This is a genomic window from Robbsia andropogonis, from assembly GCF_034047095.1.
Lineage (GTDB): Bacteria > Pseudomonadota > Gammaproteobacteria > Burkholderiales > Burkholderiaceae > Robbsia > Robbsia andropogonis.
Map to the genome: position 1 here is coordinate 926,925 of NZ_CP139164.1, position 18,707 is coordinate 945,631.

Genomic DNA, 18,707 nt, shown 5'->3' on the forward strand with positions numbered 1-18,707 from the left:
TTGTCATTGAGAAGGGTATGTGAACGAAACGGCCGGGACAAGCCGGCCGCCGACACTGCTTTCAAGCCAACAGCATATCCTTAAGCAGATACTTATGCCCACTCGGCGTGGAAGCTGCCTGGCTTATCGGTTCGTTCAAACGTATGCGCCCCGAAGAAATCCCGCTGCGCCTGCACGAGGTTCGCCGGGACGGTCTCAGAGCGATAACCGTCGTAGTAAGCAATGGCCGATGCGAAGGCTGGAACCGGCACGCCTGCCTGCACGGCGGTGGACACGACGTCTCGCAGCGCTTGCTGATACTGGTCGGCGATGTCTTTGAAATACGGGTCCAATAGCAAATTCGCCAGCTTGCCATCGTGCGTATAGGCGTCCGTGATTTTTTGTAGGAAGCGTGCGCGAATAATGCAACCCGCGCGGAAGATCTTGGCGATGGTGCCGTAATCCAGATCCCACTTGTATTCATCGGAGGCAGCACGCAATTGCGCGAAACCTTGCGCATAGGAGACGATCTTGCTCAGGTACAGCGCGCGGCGCACGGATTCGATAAAAGCCGTCTTGTCGCTCGATAGCGGTTTCTTGGCAGGGCCAGTCAATGTCTTTGCCGCCGCGACGCGCTCGGTCTTCAGAGACGACAACACGCGCGCGAAGACCGCTTCGGTGATAAGCGGGAGCGGTGCGCCCAGGTCAAGCGCATTTTGGCTTGTCCATTTTCCGGTGCCTTTTTGCGCGGCACGGTCCAGAATCATGTCCACAAGATAGTTGCCGGTTTCGTCGTCTTTCTTCTGGAAGATCTTTGTTGTGATGTCGATCAGGTAGCTGTCCAACTCGCCCTGATTCCACTCGACATACACCTTGCCCAATTCCTCGTTCGACAGGCCGACCACTTGTTTGAGTACCCAGTAGCTTTCGGCGATCAACTGCATGTCGCCATATTCGATGCCGTTATGGACCATTTTGACGAAATGGCCGGCACCGTTCGGACCCATATAGGCAACGCACGGGTCGCCATTTGGCGCCTTTGCGGAGATTTCGGTCAAAATCGGGGCAACCAGATCATATGCCTCGCGTTGTCCCCCCGGCATGATCGACGGACCTTTCAAAGCGCCTTCTTCGCCACCCGATACGCCGGTGCCGATGAAGTGCAGCCCCGATTTCGCCAACGTTTCGTTGCGACGAATGGTGTCGGTGAAGTGGGTGTTACCGCCGTCGATAAGGATATCGCCTGGTTCCAGCAAGGGGCGAAGCGAGTCGATCGTGGCATCGGTACCCGCGCCGGCTTTGACCATCAGCAAGATACGGCGCGGCTTTTCCAGGGACTCGACGAATTCTTCCAGGGAGTAGGCAGGTACCAGCTTGCGATCCGGATATTCCTTGATCAGTTCATCGGTCTTTTCCCGGCTGCGGTTGTACACCGAGACCGCGTGTCCACGGCTTTCGATGTTCAGCGCCAGATTGCGGCCCATTACCGCTAGACCGACTACACCGATGGATTGTTTGCTCATCTTCCTCTCCCAGGGAGCGATATTGCCAAAAATGGGTTATACCGGGTCGCCTATTACAGCACCAAGTATCTCTAAAATCTAAAAACGCCGAATGTGATGCGGCGTGCACTGCATTCCCGATAGTGTGCCGAGCGCCGTTGCATGCGCCCCACCAGCGGCGTATGTCGCGCCAAGACCGCCGGTGGCGTGAATCGACGACGAACACACACAAGCAGCGGAAATGATTCGCCAAGTCTTAACAGTAGTTTACTTCAGATACGCACTTCCAGCCGAGCGGTGCTCTGAAACCGGATTGGGTTCATGGTGACCAGTCAGATTCGGATGCGTCTGATGGCGTTCTCGCGCACGCGTTCCTATAGTACCGCTCAGCGAGCCGTGAGCCCGTGCCACGATCCGTGGTACACGGTCGATCGCGGCGGCAGTCGAGACGATCGGTGGAACCTGACCGCGACCTTGGAGAATATGTGCGACCAGACGGCGAAAAGGGTCCGGCGAAATCCGGTGCGGCAGAGACAGGTGATGGTCAGTCCGGGGACGGCGATAGCCGCGGTGCAAACGATGACGTCACCGTGGTGCCTTTCGCCAACCGACGGAGGGCAATCCGAATCGCCGCCTGGCTGATACCGGCATTCGCGCTGATGGGAGCATTGATAATCGGATGGTTGTGGTCGTCCGGAAAGGCATTGGAATACGGTGGTAACTCATCGACCGGACCGGGAGGCGGCATTGGAACGTTATCCACCGCACAGGCCGAGCACGCGGCGGGCAGCGTCGACGTGGGGCCGATTCGCGCCACCGGGATCATCCTGCCCAGCAAGTCGGTGGAAGTCGGCACGCAGCAGACCGGGCAGTTGCGTTCGCTGTTCGTCGAACCTGGTGACGCGGTAACGAAAGGGCAGCTTCTCGCCGAAATCGATCCGGATCTCACCCAAAACGATGTCGAAGGCAAGGCTGCCGCGGTCGAGCAGGTGCAAGCTGAACTGCACGCGGCGCAGGCGGACCTGACGCTGGCACAACGACAAAAGTCACGCGCCAAGATGCTGATACTGAATGATGCGATGGCGCGCCGAGAGTATGAAAGGGCGGAAGCCGATCTGGCCCGAGCCCTTGCGCGCGTGGATGGTGGCCGGGCAGCCGTCCGGGTTGCGCAGATGGCGCACCGGGTTGCGCTGAAAAATCTCGAACAGACGCGCTTGCGGGCCCCGATCGACGGCACTGTCGTCAGAATACTGATCAAGGAAGGCCAAATGGTGGTTGGCGCGCAAACGGCACAGGTTGTGCTCGAAGTCGCGAATCTTCGAACCATGACGGTTGAGGCGCGGGTGGCGGAGGCGGATGTACCGCATATCCATGCAGGGCAAAAAGTGTCATTTTCCATTCTGGCGGATGCCGATCAACAATGGCATAGCACGCTGCGGCGCATTGATCCGGACGCAATACAGAAAGCGGACACGGCAAAAGCAATTTATTACCGCGCTTTGTTCGACGTTGATAACGCTGATGGCCGACTGCGGCCGATGATGACGGCTGAAGTCATCATCGGCGCGCAGGATCGGCAAGCAGTCGGAAACGGTAGCGCGGCGCTTTCCACACAATCTGCAAATGGAGTAACGCGTTGATGCTGCCCGGTCGTCCGTTGCTTAGGATGTCCGACGTCTCCAAGCACTATCCTAAAAGCGACAGTGCGCCCGCGGCGACAGTGCTGCGGGACATCACATTGACGGTGCATGCGGGTGAGTGGCTTGCGATCGTCGGGCCGTCGGGCTCAGGCAAGTCTACGTTGATGCATTTGCTCGGGTGCCTGGACCGGCCGACCGGCGGCGTGTATCGCGTCGATGCCCGTCTCGTCGAGGGGCGATCGGCGGCACGTGACCCGTCTCCATCTCGTACGCCGGAGCAAGGAGCGGACTGTCTGAAGCGCAAGCGGTTCCGCGATATCGATACGGATGCGCCATTCACGAACGGCACGCCCTCGCGCGACGATCGCACATACGACGTCGCCGAAATGACGCCTCGGCAAATGGGCGGATTGCGGCGCGACACGTTCGGCTTCATTTTTCAGCGTTATCATCTGCTCGACTACCTTGACGCTGCGGACAATGTGGCCTTGCCCGCAAGTTATCAGGGCGACGGACGCGCCCACCGCACCGCGCGCCGCAAGCAGGCGGCAACGTTGCTAACGGCGGTCGGATTGGGGGAACACGCGGCACACCTCCCGGCCGCATTGTCCGGTGGCCAGCAACAGCGGGTCAGTCTGGCGCGTGCCTTGATGAACGGCGCTGATGTCATCCTGGCCGATGAACCAACAGGTGCCTTGGACAGCGCGAGCGGCCGTGACGTATTGGCCCTCTTGCGCCGCCTCCATGCACAGGGGCGTACGGTGATCGTCGTTACCCACTCCCAGGAAGTCGCCGAGGCAGCACAGCGGATTATCACGATGCGCGACGGCCGGATTGTCTCGGATTGCGTGAATCCGCACTATCATGCCGTGATCGAACGTCCGGAGACGGCCCTGCCGGAGCGCGGCGTCGCCTGCCCCTGGCGGTCGAAAGCCCGTCACGCACCACGGCATCGAACGCGTCGTCTCGATCGGGCGGGAGAACATCTCGCCGCCGCATGGCGGATTTTGTGGCGTCATCGTATGCGCACATTGCTGATGATCATCAGCGTGATGATGGGGATCGCCGCCGTCGTGCTGATGTTGGCCGTGGGTGCCGGCGCCCGCAACAAGCAATTGGAGGAAATTCGCAGCTACGGTGTCGATGCGACCTACGTGATGCCAGGTGCCAGCGCCTCGGATAGCCGTAGGACCGCCATCGAAACGCTGACGAAAAACGATGCGGACGCACTTCGCCTGCTGCCGGACGTGGTTGGCGTGTCGGCGATGTCCACATTTTCGGGGGAGGTCGTACGCGGAGCGACCAAGATTGACGCAACCGTGTATGGGGTCGACGCGGATTATTTCGATGCCAGTGTACGGCGCTTCCGCGACGGGCGAATGTTTGGCAGTGGTGCCATCTCGAAGCAATCCGCCGTCGCCGTCATCGACGCGCAGGGTTACCAGACCTTGTTTCCGCAGGGGGGGCCGGCCATCGGCCAGCGTATCCTCGTGGCAAAAGTACCCGTCACAATCATCGGCATACTCGAGGACGAGGACAATGGCATCCCCGGCAATGGCCTGGAACTTTACATGCCGATAACGGCAGTGCAAGGGCGCTTGAACGGGCGCTGGCATGCGGATTTCCTGCGGCTCAGTCTACGGCCCGGCGTGTCTGTGGATGCGGCGGAAGCGGCGATTTCGGCGACGTTGCTTGCCCGCCATCGGCGCAAGGACTTCCATCTGATGTCATTCACCAAATACATCGAAATCCAAAAGCGCACGGCGCGCACGATGGGCATCGTGATGCTGGTATCGGCCGCCATCGCCTTGAGCATTGGTGGCATCGGCGTGATGAACATGATGCTGGTTGCCGTACGTGAACGGGTGGCGGAAATCGGCATTCGACTTGCTGTCGGCGCCGCGCGCGCGGACATTGCCCGTCAATTCTTATTGGAAGCGCTGCTGATTTGCCTGATCGGCGGAGTGGCCGGCGTCGGGTTGTCGCTGGCGGTCGCATCGATCATGCCATGGGCAGCACCCAGTTTGCCACTGCAGCCTACTGCGACGTCTTTGATCGGTGCTTGTTTGGGATCGATCGTCATCGGCATTACCTTTGGTTTGCTGCCCGCGCGCCAAGCCGCGAGGATGGACCCTATTGCAGCACTGACACACGGCTGAGATCTCGCCGATGCGTGCGAAGGAAATAAGATGAAGCATTTGCAGAGGCCGGGCAGTGGCCAGACGTATCGAGGTCATTGGCGAGGCGCCTTGCTGCAAGGAGGGATGTCGCTTCTGTTGATCAGCGGCGGTAGTGCGACGGCAGCGTCGGATCGAAGGGGGGGCGCCGTAGCGGTCGCCGACCTGCCGTCCGTCGCCGCAGCGGTTTCCGTTGATGCGATTTTCGCTTCGGTGCCTTCCGCCGTGCCGACCCTGACGCTTGCCGTGCCCGATGAATTGGCTTCACCCGACGCCGTTGCGTGCGGAACGCTTCCTGCCCAGCTCGCGTGGCGCGACATCATTGGCGACCCGGGACTGGATGCGGCAATCGACAGGGCATTGCAAGGTAACCTCGAAATAAGGGAAAAAACGGCGTTGTTGCAGGAGGCGCAAGCGCGGAGCCGCGTTGCCGGTACGATGCGCGGGCCACAAGGCCACGCCGCGGTCGAGGCGGACCATCGGAGGATGACGGGCGCCGACGAGCGATTGGGTGAACGGCGCGCTTCGGGTTTTTACGGTCGGTTGTCTTTTTCTCAGGACCTCGATGTATGGGGGCGATTACGCGATAGGCAACGCGCGGCCGAATTACAGCAAGCGGCAGCGCAATTTCACGTCGCAGACGCGCGCCGACGTGTCATTGCATCGGTCACGACGGCATATTGGACCGTCGCGTATCTTACGGAAAAGCGCTTGGCGTTCCAAGTGGTGCAGAATAGTGTCGATACCCGCGTGGACATCATGCGTGCGCGCTATCGTTACGGCGATGCCCGTCTCGATGACTATCGCGAGGCCAGTGCGGAACGGGACGCCGTGCGTCTCGAAAGCGTGGCCATCGACGCTCACTTGGCCGCGACGGCGCTGGAATTGGCGCGTCTGACCGGAGAGGCACCAGGTTCCGACGCTGCGGTCGATCCGATCACGCAACGTCCTAGGGGATTGCCGACGGATTATCGATTTGCGCACGACACACATCTCCCCGCCACCGCAGGATCTTTCGTTGCCGGACTGCCTCACCGGCTGCCGGACGTTCCGGGCAAGCTGGATGCGGCCCAATTGCAATGTCGTGCCGATATTCGCGCCGAAGCCTCGGTGCTGTCCGCCTTTGCCGCCGAAGCCGCCGCGGTTCGGAAAGATTGGTATCCGCGTCTCGAATTGACCGCGGGACTGAATGCGGCAAGCCCGAGCTTGCTGTCCTTGGTTAACGCACCGATGGCGATGCTGGCTGCTGCGATCCGCTTGCCGTTCTTGAACCCCGGGCAGCGGCACCGGACGGCGGAAGCCGAGGCACAGTACGCGGTGGCGGAAACGCGTTACCTGAAGCAATGGCAGACCGCGCTTGGCGACGTTGCCGATGCGTTGGTGGGACGACAACGGGCCCTTGCACAAGTGGACTTGCAGCGGGATCGTCTGGCGGACATGGTCCGCGCCGAACAGCTTGCCGAGCAACGATATCGGGCAGGCGAGATCGCAGCCGCGGAGTGGTTGTCCAAACGCGAGCAGCAGGCTCGTGTCGCCATCGACTTACTCGCTGCACGCCGAGACCATGCTATCAGCGTCATGCACGTGTTTCAGGCGCTCGGTACGGACGCTTAACGTCGATCCGGTTTTGATACCATGCGCAAGCCACTGGCAATACCCCCCACCAACGCGAACACGGCGCCCCAGACGATGGACAACAGCGGGCCATGGTGTCCGGACAGACCGAAGCTTAGCGCTACAAGGGCGGAGCCCGAGGATTGCCCGAGCAAGCGCGATGTGCCCACCACGCCGCTTGCGCTGCTGGCCCGTTCCGGCGGCGCGCTCGACATGAATGCCTTCAGGTTTGGCGACTGAAAAAAACCGAAGCCGATACCACAGCAGGCCATCCGGATGCCGATGCCGATCGACGAGACATCCGTTGGCATCCATACCAGCGACATCATCGACACACTCATCACGATCAAGCCGATGCCGCCAAGAATGGCGGGTGGCAAACGATCGGATAGCCGGCCGGCGAAAGGGGCGATGGCGGCTACGCAGACGGACCAAGGCGTCATGAGAAAGCCCGTCTGGATTTGATCGCGGCCCAGGGTCGTCTCAAAATAGAACGGCAAGGAAACGAACGCGAGTCCTTGTACGGAGAAAGCGCATAGCGCCGTGGCGGCCGACAGGGAGAAGACCGGGCGGCGGAAAAGGTCGGTCGGGAACATCGGTGCTGGATGGTCTGCTTCACGCTTGATCAGTAACATCATTGACGTAATACCAATCGCCGCGGATGCCAGCACGACCAGCAACGATGCTTGCTGAGAAAATTCGATAAAAGCGAAAACGATCGCGCCGAAACCGACTCCGTTCATGACCGCCGCGACAGGATCGAAATGAACGCTGCGAGGCGGGGGTTTCGGCAAATACGGCACGGCAAGCGCGACGGCGGCCAGGCCAATCGGTACATTCAGTGCAAATAACCAAGGCCAGTTGCTGACCGACAGGACCAGCGAGGCGACCGTCGGTCCGATCGCCATCGACGAGCCGGCGACCAGCGCGTTCAGTCCAACCCCGCGTCCGAGACGATGCGGTGGGTAAATGAAGCGGATCAATGCGATGTTCACCGTCATCATCGCGCCACCGCCTAGTCCTTGAACGATGCGCGATAGAGTAAGTGCGCCGAGCGATGGGGAAATCGCGCAGCACAGCGAGGCAACCGTGAAGATCACCAATCCAGACAGAAAAACGCGCTTCAGTCCAAGTTTGTCCGCAAGGGCCGCAAGTGGCAGCATCGTCGAGACCATTGCCAATTGATAGGCATTGATGATCCAGACCGATTCCGCCGGCATCACGTGCAGGTCGCGTGCCATCGATGGCAATGCGGTATTGGCGATGGCCGTGTCCAGGCAAGCCAACCCCAGTCCGGTCATCAAGGCACCCATGGCCTTCCGTTTTTCGGGTGTCAAGGTGGACTGCTGTCTGGCAACGTCGGCGTCAGGTGGTATGTTTTCGCTTTTCCAGCCCGCCTTGGGCTTAGGAGCGCCCGTGGCGGCCCGTACCGTGGCGGGCCCCGCTACGTCGGGCGCGACAGGGCAGGAGGAAATACCGTTGGCCTGCGAAGGCGTGCCCGACGAAGCGTGAGCAGCCGATGCGCCTGATATGCGGTCGTCGGACATGAACCTACGGCAAACGTACAAATTTGTCAGACATCTATTTTGCCACGTCACCTGTCCGACGTCAGGGTTTCCCGCGAAAGTTGCCTTGTCGCGTGGTCTGCCCGTTGCGTTCGACACGAAGGGCAATGAATGGCGGCATAATGCGACGCTGAATCGGGGCAAGCAGGTCGCGTGTGGCCGCGGGAGGATGACGGATGAAAAACAGCGGGAAGGGGGCGGCGCAAGTCGCGTTGCAGGCAGGCGGGAGCGGGCGATCGGCCAGGGAAGGCGCGCCGATAGTGATTGTGGGCGCGGGGCTGGCCGGGTTGACCGTCGCGTTGAGCGTGGTTGAGCAAGATCCACATTGCCGGGTCACGATACTGGCGAAGCGACATGCCATGGAATGTGCGAGCGATCGCGCCCAGGGCGGAATCGCCGCGGTCCTCGATACAACGGACAGTATTGACGATCACGTTCGCGATACCTTGGTCGCCGGTGCGGGCGTCTGCGATGAACCGGCGGTTCGCGCCATCGTCGCCGCGGGCCGGGGGGCGATCGACTGGCTGATCGCGCAAGACGTCGCATTCACGCCGGATCAGGATGCGCAGCTGGGTTATCACCTGACGCGTGAGGGAGGGCACTCGCACCGGCGCATTATCCATGCGGCGGATGCTACTGGTCATGCCGTGCTCAGTGCGGTTCACGCTCGGGCACGCGCGCATGCCCGCATCGATTTTCTAGAGGAGCATCAGGCCATCGACCTGATCGTCAGCGCGACGGCAACGCGCCGATGTACCGGCGTCGCGGTGCTCGATCTACGCAGTGGCCATTGTCATATGCTGCAGGCGCAAGCGGTGGTGATTGCAACCGGTGGGGCTGGGCAGGTCTATCCGCACACGTCGAATCCCGTGACCGCGACCGGCGACGGTATCGCGATGGCCGCGCGTGCCGGCTGTCGAATCGCCAATCTCGAATTCGTTCAGTTCCATCCTACGTGCCTCTACGAGCCGCCTGGGGAGAAAGGCTCGACAAGCACTGAAGGCGGTCTCCACAAGGTCGCAGCGCAGCGCGAATGGACGTTCCTTATTTCGGAAGCGGTGCGCGGAGAAGGGGGCATTCTCACACGGCCACACGATGGTTATCGCTTCATGCCGGCGCTGGATGCACGCGCCGAACTGGCACCGCGCGATATCGTGGCGCGAGCGATCACCAGAGAAATGCTGCAGCATGGCCTGGATTACGTGCATCTGGATATCAGCCACCGGCCTGCCGATTTTCTGGAAGCGCACTTTCCGACGATTCTCGCGCATTGCCTGACACGTGGCATCGATATTCGACGAGCGCCGATTCCGGTTGTCCCGGCAGCGCACTATACGTGTGGCGGCGTGGTGACGGACATCGCCGGACGAACGGATCTCGCCGGGTTGTTTGTTGTTGGCGAAGCCGGTTGCACCGGTTTGCATGGTGCAAACCGGCTTGCAAGTAACTCGCTGCTGGAATGCGTTGTAATTGGTCGTAACGCGGCGGCGGCGTTGCAAGCCGATGGGTTAATGGAGAAGACCGTCCGAGGAACGGATGCGGCCGCGACCATGTCATCGTCGTTTCCGGCGCCATCGCCCGACCCAGGTGATATTGAAAGTTTGCCGGATGCCATCGCGACGCACCCGGCGATCCAGGCTAGTGGTAGGTTTGCCGGTGCCGTCGTGGGTGCCCCATCGGCCGCGTGTGACCCGGCTGTCGTGCGCACCGCCTTGCGTGCGCTCATGTGGCAAGCTGCCGGCATTCAGCGCGATGGAGACAGCTTGATGGCCGCGCAAAGGCAAATCGCGGCATGGCGAGCGGCCATTGGTAATGCGGGCACGGTAACGGATATCCAGCGGCGGCAGGTACGAGCGAGGGGCGAATGCGCGGAACGTGTACCCTTGGCGCTTACGGCGGCCTGGATCGACCTCCGTAACTTGCTGCACATTGCGGGATTGATCGTCGACGGCGCGTTGCAACGCGCCGAAAGCCGCGGTGCGCATTATCGTTTCGACGCCCCGCACACCTGGCCGAAGGGTTTACCGACGGTCTTGACGAGCCCATGTGCCTGAATTGATCAGGCAGCACCGATTTTGTCGAACAGCGGTTGATCTTTCTCAAGATCGCCGCTGGCCTGTACGCGCTGCTTGCGGGCTGCCGCGAAATCGAGCATCCGATTGATGGGCCGTTGCGCCTTCTCGGCGATCAGGCTGTCCACATGCACCTCGCCATGGCCGTGTTCCAAGGCGTCCGCAAGGTTTGACAGACCGTTCATCGCCATCCAGGGACAATGCGCGCAGCTCTTGCAAGTGGCGCTGTTCCCCGCGGTAGGGGCATCGATAAAGGTCTTGTTGGGTGCTGCCTGCCGCATCTTGTGCAGGATGCCGAGGTCGGTCGCCACGATGAATGTCGATGCATCCAGCTTCACGGCCGCGTCGATCAGCTGCGAGGTCGATCCCACCACGTCGGCCTGCGCGACGACGCTTGCAGGCGATTCTGGATGGACGAGCACCTTTGCTTCCGGATGCCGTGCGCGCAGGTCGATCAGTTCCGCGCCCTTGAATTCGTCATGCACCAAACAAGCGCCCTGCCACAACAACATATCGGCGCCGGTTTGCTGCTGAATATACCCTCCGAGGTGTCGATCCGGCGCCCAAAGGATCTTTTCCCCACGGGCATGTAATTCACGGACGATATCGAGCCCGATCGATGACGTCACCATCCAGTCGGCACGGGCTTTCACGGCAGCACTGGTATTGGCATACACGACGACGGTCCGATCCGGATGCGCATCGCAGAAGGCCGTGAATGCATCGCTGGGGCAGCCAAGATCCAGGGAACACGTGGCATCGAGGTCAGGCATCAGGATACGTTTGCCTGGACTCAGAATCTTGCTGGTTTCACCCATGAAACGAACGCCGGCGACCACCAGTGTCTGCGCCGGGTGATCACGCCCGAAGCGCGCCATTTCAAGTGAATCGGCGACGCAACCACCGGTTTCCTCGGCGAGGGCCTGCAACTCGGGGTCGACATAATAGTGCGACACGAGCACCGCATTCTCCCGCGCCAGCAATGCCTTGATCCGGGCTTTCAGCGCGATCTTTTCTTCCGGCGACGACTCGGGCAATACCTTGGCCCAGGCTTGGCCGATGCTGCAACTGACATTGCGGGCATCGGGGCGGTCGAATGTAATCGGGCGACTTTCCGGTGTTGCCGGCGCGTAAGCACCAATCAAACCTGACTGGGATGGATTTTGCGTATCCGCGATGACCGAGGTCGTCATGCCGTCTCCTTGGCGCATCCGACACGGATTGTCGGACCGAAAGCGCGTTGCAAGTCTTGGGGCTTGCAATCAAAGGAGCGATTCTAGCGGAAAACCGGGTCGATGCGAGGGAGCCGGAGCGAGGGGCGCCCGTGAAGTAAGGCAGCGCCACGCGCCCGAGTGGGACGAGCAGCTTCCATGGAAAGGATCGTTTGCCTAGAACGAGGACGCTGCCGCGGAAAGGATGGCAATCGTGGAAGCAGAGAAGATCGTAAAACCGATCAGGCGGCGCTTGTTCAATTCGGACCAGAGGATTACACCGGTAATCGAGAGCATGATCATTGCACCACCGAACGTATCGGCGAGCAGTATCCATGCAGGCGACATGCCGTTGCTTCGATGCAGATTCTCGATGACACCAATGATGTTGTGTTCCACCCGCGTGACCTTGACCTCGGATGAACCGGCCCAATAGTCTGCGTCGATCAGGTGATCAGGACCGGCGAAACGGATCTGCCAATGTTCGGGTTGCTGTACGGTCCGGTCGCCCCATGCCACGGCCTGGGCCTTTTCCTTTACAGTCCGCACGGGCGCATGGTTGAGTTGCAGCGACTGACGCAGCCACGCCGCCAGCGCCTGCGGCGTACCCCGCGCCTCGGACGGCACCGGGAGTTGAACGCTGGAGCGCGTGGGGGGCGGCATTGGGATACGCATCACCGCCCGATGATTTTGCAAGATGCCAGTCATGCCGAACAGTAGCCCCGCAATCGCGCCCCAGAGGCCAATCCAACCATGAATACGCCGCAACCATTTCAAGAAGCGGTTGCGGGCGAATCCCTTCGAGACGGTGCGTGCCGGCGGTGCGGCGGTGACGGTTTGCATCTGATGAAAATCAGGGATGTCAGGTGCGCGTAATGTACTAGCAATTTCTTTAATTAGCAATGATTCTCAAGTGCATTTGAGACGTCGCGACAGTACCGATTTTTTCAGCGTAATACGCCTCGGTCATTGGCTGAGTCAGGGATATGCGGCGCATCGCGATATCGATTTGAACGCACACATCGATTCCCCAAGGCAGTGCGCGTCAATATCCGGGAATGGCGACACACGGTAGCGCGTTCGGTGCCGCAGGTGATCAGAACGCCACGAACGGGCCGGCGCCCCCTGGTGTAGACACGCCCGAGATTGCCGTGAACACGCTGCGGCCATAAAAAAACGGCAGGCCCAGGTCGAGATCGCTCATGCCGCTAGGATAACCGGCCAGACCGGGCAGGGCATTGTTGCCGCCGTTGTTGGCCTGAAAGGTTGTCACGGTGTTGTCGACGACAAAGGAAATGGCTGCGGACGTCGCATTATCCGATCCGGTCAGCGTGGCGGACTGGGTCATCGATGCGCTCGGGCAGTAGAACGTGCTGAAGCCGCTCTGCGAGCATTGCGTAATGTTACTCGGGAAATAGATACCGTTCGAACCGCTGTCTAGAAACGACGTGATCGCGCTGCCGTTATATTGGCCGTTGAATGTCAGCCCGTTTGTTTTCAGGATCGTGGCTGATCCCAAGGTGTTATTGCTTGCGGTGCCGATGCCGAAGATCAACAGGCCCGTCGCGCTGCTTTGGCCTCCGCTCGCAATGGCGGGTAGTTGCAGCACGGTGCCATTGTTATCGGCCGCAAACTGGGTCACCGGATGCGGTAGTTGTTGCGCAACGGGCAAGGTGATGTCGGAACACACACCTAACGCACAACCGTAATAGACGTGATTCGACGTGCTCGAGGCGCAACCTGTCCCACAATCTTGCGGCAATTGGCCGATGCCGAGTACACCGTTCGCGCCGAAACGGGCGACCGTGTCCACTTCATAGCCCGTCAGCGCATTGACGCAACTGCTCGGCGCGGACGGAATGCTGCTGTCGTGCATCAAGTGGAGGCGCATTGCCGATGCGCTTTTGCCACCAATCGTCACATCGGCAGTGCGCACGGTGCCCCAGCCATAGCCCGAGGCAAAATTCACGCACTCGGCCAGCGTCGCACCAGAGGGCGCCGCGGTGGTCGGCAATGTAACACTGACAGCGGACGAGATCAGACGCAGCCCGACCGAACCGGTATCGACCAGAATGTTGTCGATGGTCTGACAATTCGCGGTGCCGGTTGCGCACACCGTCACGCTGATCGTGGGAATATTGCGGAATGTATTACCGGCGAGCGAAGGGCCGACCGTCACTGCTACCGCGTTTGCGGCCAGCGCTGTCGTGGACGTTGTCGCGTTATTTGCGCCGACCGTATTTGCGCTGCTGCCTGTGGTACTACCACCGCCACCGCCACCGCAGGCGCTGAGCAAACACGCGGACAAAGCAGCGGCCAGGGCCCAGCGGGTCCGAGAAAAAAACGTCATGATCTGTTCCGAGATTGCGTCGAGCGGATATCGCCGGTCAGCGCAGATTTGCGGTAGTGAAGCCCGGCGGCAACGCGCTCTTCAGGTAGGCCAGGCCACGATATGCCTGCATCATTCCGCCAGAAAATACGACCAGGTCGCCGTTATCCATGGCCATTGGACCGTGGGTGTTGCCCGCTGCTGCGTTGGCGGCAGCGCCGTTACGCATATTGGCCGCATGCGTGCCCAGCAACTGACCGAGGTTCGGCACGGCAGGTCCGGACCATGTAACGGCAAACACGACACCGTTCGTCGATTGATATTCGTTGATGGTCGTGCCCAGTTCCGTCGTGATCGTCGTCACCGTGTATTGCGTCTGCGTAGTCGACACGGTCGTACCGCTGCCCGTGCTGACGGCGTGGACAACAGCGGCGGCACGAGGCTGCGCCGCCGTCATGTTCCCACCTAAAGCGATGTGGTCCAGCGTAACCGATGAAGCGTTGCCGCCCAATGTTGCATGTGCCGGCATTGCAGACCACATCAGAAGCATGGCAACCATCAATGCGGCCAGCGAGGAGAGAACCGCGGACGGACCGCGCGTTGCATCACCCTGCACAATGAACTCCGCTTTCGTTGCGCGACATCCGGCGAGTGGCGGGCGTTGGTAAGAATTACTATATTGACGAGGCATTTTTCTTTAAAAACAAGCGTGGAACCAAGCTGTTCCGATTAATTTAAAAATCCGCCCGCTTTTGCATACATCTTACGTATTAATGCGACGAATTTCCGTGAATTCCCCACCCGCACCAGATGCCTCTCGGTTAGTTACTACCGTTTGTTTTTCATCCGTGCATGGATTGAAATCTTACACGATCGTTTGAACGGTATAGTCAATTCAGGCTAATCTCTCGATTAAAACAACAGTTTGACGTTGTTTTTATGTCTGATAACTATGATTTTTATAATATACAAACGTACGCATTTTAAAATACATACGTCCGTAGTAATCCGAAATAATTGATTGGGTATTTTGCTGGGATGTCAGGCGAAAGATATGGAAAATACCGATGAAAGACGATTGTTGCGCTAGAAAGCATGCATCATCAGGTATTCGTCATATCTTAATGTTCCGTGAGCCTTCGTCGATATAATGAAAATATCGAAAAATGCATGCTCAAATTGGCATTTCCCGTGCGATGCGACGCAGTATTTGATATTTTTCGCTGTCATCGAGGGTTTTCCATGCTTTTATTTCTGCCCGTGAACGGCGACATCCCGTGCAATACGTACGTGTGACTTCATCAAGTTTGCAAATATTGATACATGGTGAACCTGCTGGCGTGGTTGATAAGGCCATCTGAATTTTTTTCAAAAGATATGGATGATTTTCCGAGCATAGATCGCTGGTATTTTCTAAAGTCATAACGTCGGATCGGTAAGCGTTGCCACCAGCCATTTGGGGTTCGATGGCCAGTAAGCATGAAAGTAAGTGGCGGTAATGGCTTGGTGGCGATAAACCGCCTCGCCCGGCGTGTGCCGTGTGGCGTGGCGGGTGACGCTGCTTGGTGCGAGCGAGGTGGTCGAACGGGAGTAATGGAAGGTGTGCCCCCGTACTTCCCCCTGCGGGGTTTCGAGTAGATGCATGCCGAGTGCCGCCAGTTTGGGCTGCATTATCGACTCGCCGGGCAAGGCGCCGAGCATCGGCCAACGCTGTCCTTCGATATCGGTCAAGCCGTCCATCAGGTAGAGCATGCCACCACACTCCGCGAGGGTCGGAAGGCGGGCGGCAACATGGGCTCGAATGGACGCCGCCGTGCGTCGTGCACGGGCAAGCGCCGCAGCATGCAATTCAGGATAACCGCCCGGAAGCACCAAGGCATCCGCATCGGCCGGCACGGGCTCGTCAGCGATGGGCGAAAACGTCGCGATGCGTGCGCCCAACGCCAGCAGCAGTGCGAGATTGGCCGGGTAGAGGAAGGAAAACGCGGGATCACGGGCAATGGCGATGCACTTGCCCGCAAGGGGATGGTGTGAAGCATCATTGTGCAGCGTCCGCCCGACATGATCGCTGGCCGCGCGTGAGGCCACCGTGCCGCCGGAATCGGTCACGGGATCGCGGAAGATGGCCGCTGTCGGCAAAATCGCGCACATCGCCCGATCCCGGGCGGCGTGGTCGTCTCCGGGAGTAGCGCTATTCACGACGGGCGGCGTATTCGCACCGCCATCGGCCTGCTGGCCTGCGTGTGCCACACCCAGTTGCGTCAAGGCCTGGGCCAATCCGTCGGCCGCGGCATCGAGGCGACTATCGAGATCCGCGATCTCCTGAGCCTGGGTGAGCCCAAGGTGCCGATCCGGCAACGTTATCGCGGCATCGGGCGGTAGATGCCCACACCAGTGAATATCGTCTGAGAGACTCGCTTTCAGGCTGGCGGCGTGAGTAAGGGTGGCCACGCGGTTCGCCAGTACCCCATGAAACGGGAGCGTCGGCCTGTAGCGTGCAAGGCCAAACGCCAGCGCCCCGAACGTGTGCGCCATGGCTTGCGCGTCGATTACCGCGAGCACCGGCACGCCGAAGCGCTCTGCGAGGTCCGCGCCGCTTGGCTGTCCATCGAACAGTCCCATGACCCCTTCGATCAGAATGAGGTCGGCTTCCCGCGCCGCATCGGCAAGGATTGTGCGGCAAGCCTCTTCGCCGACCATCCATAGATGAAGCGACCAGACCGGCGCGCCCGAGGCCCGTGCCAGAATCATCGGGTCAAGAAAATCCGGACCGGTCTTGAACACGCGTACGCGCCTGCCTTGGCGCGTATGCCAGCGGGCAAGCGCCGCGGTAACGGTGGTCTTACCCTGGTTTGACGCCGGGGCGCCGATGAACAATGCCGGGCACGAAGCCGCACCAGGCTGGCGTGGTGAGGACGTTCCCATCAGAATTCCACGCCGCGTTGCGCCTTCACACCTTGTTCGCGGTAAGGATGTTTGACAATCCGCATCTCGGTGACCAGATCGGCAGCCTCGATCAAGGCGTCGGCGGCATGCCGCCCCGTGACGACGACGTGCAGCATCTCCGGCCGGGACTGCAGGACGGACAGGACGTCGTTCAATGGCAAGTAGTCGTACTTCAAAACCGTATTCAGCTCATCGAGAATCACCATCTGGAACGCGCCACTCTCGATCATCCGACGCGCGACGTCCCAGCCTGCGCGCGCGGTGGCAATGTCTTCGTCGCGATTCTGCGTATCCCACGTATAGCCGTGCCCTACGGTAACAAATTCACATTCCGCATAGGCCTGCAAAAGATCCCGCTCCGCGGTATGCAATGCGCCTTTAATAAACTGAACGACGCCCAGGCGCATGCCATGACCGATGATCCGCAATCCCATGCCAAATGCGGCCGTGCTTTTACCTTTGCCGTTGCCGGTGTTGACGATCAAAAGTCCTTTCTCGCGCGTGGCGGCGGCCTGTTTCTTGTCGAAACCGGCCTTGCGGCGTTGTGCCATGCGCAGATGCGCGTCCTCGTTTTCGGTTCCATTGACCGTCGGGGCGGTTGACAGGCCCGCCGCGCCTTCTACAGGCACGACGTCATTCGATTCGGATGACGGGGACGGTTGGGGGAGGGTGGGCTCGGACATCGTTAGGTATGGTCGAAAGACAGGCGACAAGTGGGCGCGTCGGATCCAGGATAAAGGTGTGTGCGATATCGCGGTACCGCGACGGCCGCCGCGCCGTGGCGCGGCGACTGGGCTCCGACGATACCACAGACCATCCAGATTGCTGCCGGCGCAAATTGGTGTTTCTCGCATGGCACGTCAGCGAGGGTGCGATGCACCAGTGACGCCGCAGTCAACGACCGCGACCGTGACGCTGCCGAACACCGACTTTCGTAGTGCCAGAATCCCCTCGGGGCAGGCTGCGCGGGCCGCGCGCTCACAGATGTTGTCGAGGCCGACATGCCGGTGCGCGACGGAGGTCGGAATCGGCGGAGGCAGCCCCTCGTCCCTGACAGACAAGGCGCTGTCGCGTGCAAGCAGAGATGCCACTGAAAAGAACCGCAGTGGCAGTGCATGCCTTGCGGCGAATGCAAGCAAGCCGGCTTCATTGCACTTTGCGTCGATTGATGCGAGACAGCGCACGGTCAAATCCGTCTGCGCCAGCGATGGCTGGAGGCGTGCCATGGCTTCCCGCACGGCACCTTCAATGGCATCGGCCGAAACACCACGACGACAGCCGATGCCCACGACCCATCGCCCACCACCCTCACTTGCGTCCACGCCGCGTCGACTTTGTTCGGGCGACGACATGGAAAGCGGCGATTGGTCTGAATGCGGATTCGGTAAAACCATCTTCTGGAGAGGGGCAGTCATGGCCCTTAATCAATCAGCAACACCGGGAGGCTATATGGATAGGGCGTTTCGTCGACCGGGCGTTACACGTGCAACTGCCCGAATGCCTGATGGTCTCATATTCGATGACCTGTTCGTCATCTCCCGGTCACGTTTACGCGCCGTGTTGTAGGCAAACTGCAAGCAAGCCTGGCCCATGGGCAGGCGATAACACCGTAGGATCAGGGAGAGCAACCGGGCGAATGCCCATACCGACTGCCGATCGATTTCGACTCGCG

At 60.2% G+C, this 18,707-nt stretch carries 13 protein-coding genes and 1 pseudogene; 4 read left to right on the top strand and 10 right to left on the bottom strand.

Annotated elements, in window-relative coordinates:
- Positions 1-92 precede the first annotated feature (92 nt).
- On the bottom strand, positions 93-1,502 hold the full coding sequence (gndA, locus tag SJQ66_RS04075) for an NADP-dependent phosphogluconate dehydrogenase (RefSeq protein ID WP_024904427.1): 1,410 nt from the start codon (positions 1,500-1,502) through the stop codon (positions 93-95).
- A 434-nt stretch (positions 1,503-1,936) separates the two neighbouring features.
- Between gndA and SJQ66_RS04080 the strand changes: the two genes are divergently transcribed.
- Genes SJQ66_RS04080 through SJQ66_RS04090 form a run of 3 tightly spaced genes read left to right on the top strand, consistent with a single transcriptional unit; the run spans position 1,937 to position 6,912 of the window.
- Complete coding sequence (locus tag SJQ66_RS04080; protein ID WP_052738217.1) at positions 1,937-3,121, top strand: efflux RND transporter periplasmic adaptor subunit; 1,185 nt, start codon at positions 1,937-1,939, stop codon at positions 3,119-3,121.
- Positions 3,122-3,147: 26 nt separating this feature from the next.
- Positions 3,148-5,280 (top strand): ABC transporter permease, encoded by a 2,133-nt coding sequence (locus SJQ66_RS04085; RefSeq protein ID WP_320533686.1) that lies wholly within the window; start codon positions 3,148-3,150, stop codon positions 5,278-5,280.
- A 30-nt stretch (positions 5,281-5,310) separates the two neighbouring features.
- The gene (locus SJQ66_RS04090; protein ID WP_036011157.1) at positions 5,311-6,912 is read left to right on the top strand and encodes a TolC family protein; all 1,602 of its coding nucleotides are present in this window, start codon (positions 5,311-5,313) and stop codon (positions 6,910-6,912) included.
- On the opposite strand, the gene SJQ66_RS04095 is transcribed toward SJQ66_RS04090, so the two are convergent.
- Complete coding sequence (locus SJQ66_RS04095; RefSeq protein WP_157685101.1) at positions 6,909-8,459, bottom strand: MFS transporter; 1,551 nt, start codon at positions 8,457-8,459, stop codon at positions 6,909-6,911. The two genes, SJQ66_RS04090 and SJQ66_RS04095, sit on opposite strands and share 4 nt — an antisense overlap.
- Positions 8,460-8,653: 194 nt before the next feature.
- Between SJQ66_RS04095 and nadB the strand changes: the two genes are divergently transcribed.
- Positions 8,654-10,531 carry an L-aspartate oxidase gene (nadB, locus tag SJQ66_RS04100; protein ID WP_320533687.1) on the top strand — a complete coding sequence of 626 codons (1,878 nt, stop codon included), beginning with the start codon at positions 8,654-8,656 and terminating at the stop codon, positions 10,529-10,531.
- A gap of 5 nt (positions 10,532-10,536) precedes the next feature.
- Here nadB and nadA read toward each other — a convergent pair whose 3' ends face one another.
- The 8 genes and pseudogenes from nadA to SJQ66_RS04140 all read right to left on the bottom strand — a co-directional run bounded on the left by nadA (position 10,537) and on the right by SJQ66_RS04140 (position 18,450).
- Positions 10,537-11,742, bottom strand: a complete 1,206-nt coding sequence (gene nadA / locus SJQ66_RS04105; protein ID WP_081765036.1) for a quinolinate synthase NadA — start codon at positions 11,740-11,742, stop codon at positions 10,537-10,539.
- A 195-nt stretch (positions 11,743-11,937) separates the two neighbouring features.
- On the bottom strand, positions 11,938-12,603 hold the full coding sequence (locus tag SJQ66_RS04110; protein ID WP_024904420.1) for a PepSY-associated TM helix domain-containing protein: 666 nt from the start codon (positions 12,601-12,603) through the stop codon (positions 11,938-11,940).
- Between the two features lie 253 nt (positions 12,604-12,856).
- Positions 12,857-14,110 (bottom strand): DUF3443 family protein, encoded by a 1,254-nt coding sequence (locus SJQ66_RS04115; protein WP_024904419.1) that lies wholly within the window; start codon positions 14,108-14,110, stop codon positions 12,857-12,859.
- 37 nt (positions 14,111-14,147) lie between these two features.
- Entirely contained in the window at positions 14,148-14,705 is a 558-nt protein-coding gene (locus tag SJQ66_RS04120; RefSeq protein ID WP_253464658.1) for a DUF2844 domain-containing protein, read from the bottom strand.
- Between the two features lie 633 nt (positions 14,706-15,338).
- Positions 15,339-15,545, bottom strand: a pseudogene (locus SJQ66_RS04125) (DUF1289 domain-containing protein); the annotation flags it as partial.
- Positions 15,509-17,014, bottom strand: a complete 1,506-nt coding sequence (locus SJQ66_RS04130) for a cobyrinic acid a,c-diamide synthase CobB (RefSeq protein ID WP_253464655.1) — start codon at positions 17,012-17,014, stop codon at positions 15,509-15,511. The pseudogene SJQ66_RS04125 and the gene SJQ66_RS04130, both read right to left, overlap by 37 nt.
- Positions 17,014-17,718, bottom strand: coding sequence for a cob(I)yrinic acid a,c-diamide adenosyltransferase (gene cobO / locus SJQ66_RS04135; RefSeq protein ID WP_024904416.1), 705 nt, complete (start codon positions 17,716-17,718; stop codon positions 17,014-17,016). Before cobO ends, SJQ66_RS04130 begins: the two co-directional genes overlap by 1 nt.
- 177 nt (positions 17,719-17,895) lie before the next feature.
- Positions 17,896-18,450, bottom strand: a complete 555-nt coding sequence (locus SJQ66_RS04140) for a cobalamin biosynthesis protein (RefSeq protein WP_096335591.1) — start codon at positions 18,448-18,450, stop codon at positions 17,896-17,898.
- Positions 18,451-18,707 lie beyond the last annotated feature (257 nt).

Excerpts from the sequence above, each read along its gene's own strand:
- nadA (WP_081765036.1), bottom strand. The coding sequence starts at position 11,742 with ATGACGACCTCGGTCATCGCGGATACGCAAAATCCATCCCAGTCAGGT.
- SJQ66_RS04095 (WP_157685101.1), bottom strand. The coding sequence starts at position 8,459 with ATGTCCGACGACCGCATATCAGGCGCATCGGCTGCTCACGCTTCGTCG.
- cobO (WP_024904416.1), bottom strand. The coding sequence starts at position 17,718 with ATGTCCGAGCCCACCCTCCCCCAACCGTCCCCGTCATCCGAATCGAAT.
- SJQ66_RS04090 (WP_036011157.1), top strand. The coding sequence starts at position 5,311 with ATGAAGCATTTGCAGAGGCCGGGCAGTGGCCAGACGTATCGAGGTCAT.
- SJQ66_RS04115 (WP_024904419.1), bottom strand. The coding sequence starts at position 14,110 with ATGACGTTTTTTTCTCGGACCCGCTGGGCCCTGGCCGCTGCTTTGTCC.
- SJQ66_RS04085 (WP_320533686.1), top strand. The coding sequence starts at position 3,148 with ATGTCCGACGTCTCCAAGCACTATCCTAAAAGCGACAGTGCGCCCGCG.
- SJQ66_RS04140 (WP_096335591.1), bottom strand. The coding sequence starts at position 18,450 with ATGACTGCCCCTCTCCAGAAGATGGTTTTACCGAATCCGCATTCAGAC.
- nadB (WP_320533687.1), top strand. The coding sequence starts at position 8,654 with ATGAAAAACAGCGGGAAGGGGGCGGCGCAAGTCGCGTTGCAGGCAGGC.
- SJQ66_RS04130 (WP_253464655.1), bottom strand. The coding sequence starts at position 17,014 with ATGGGAACGTCCTCACCACGCCAGCCTGGTGCGGCTTCGTGCCCGGCA.
- SJQ66_RS04110 (WP_024904420.1), bottom strand. The coding sequence starts at position 12,603 with ATGCAAACCGTCACCGCCGCACCGCCGGCACGCACCGTCTCGAAGGGA.
- gndA (WP_024904427.1), bottom strand. The coding sequence starts at position 1,502 with ATGAGCAAACAATCCATCGGTGTAGTCGGTCTAGCGGTAATGGGCCGC.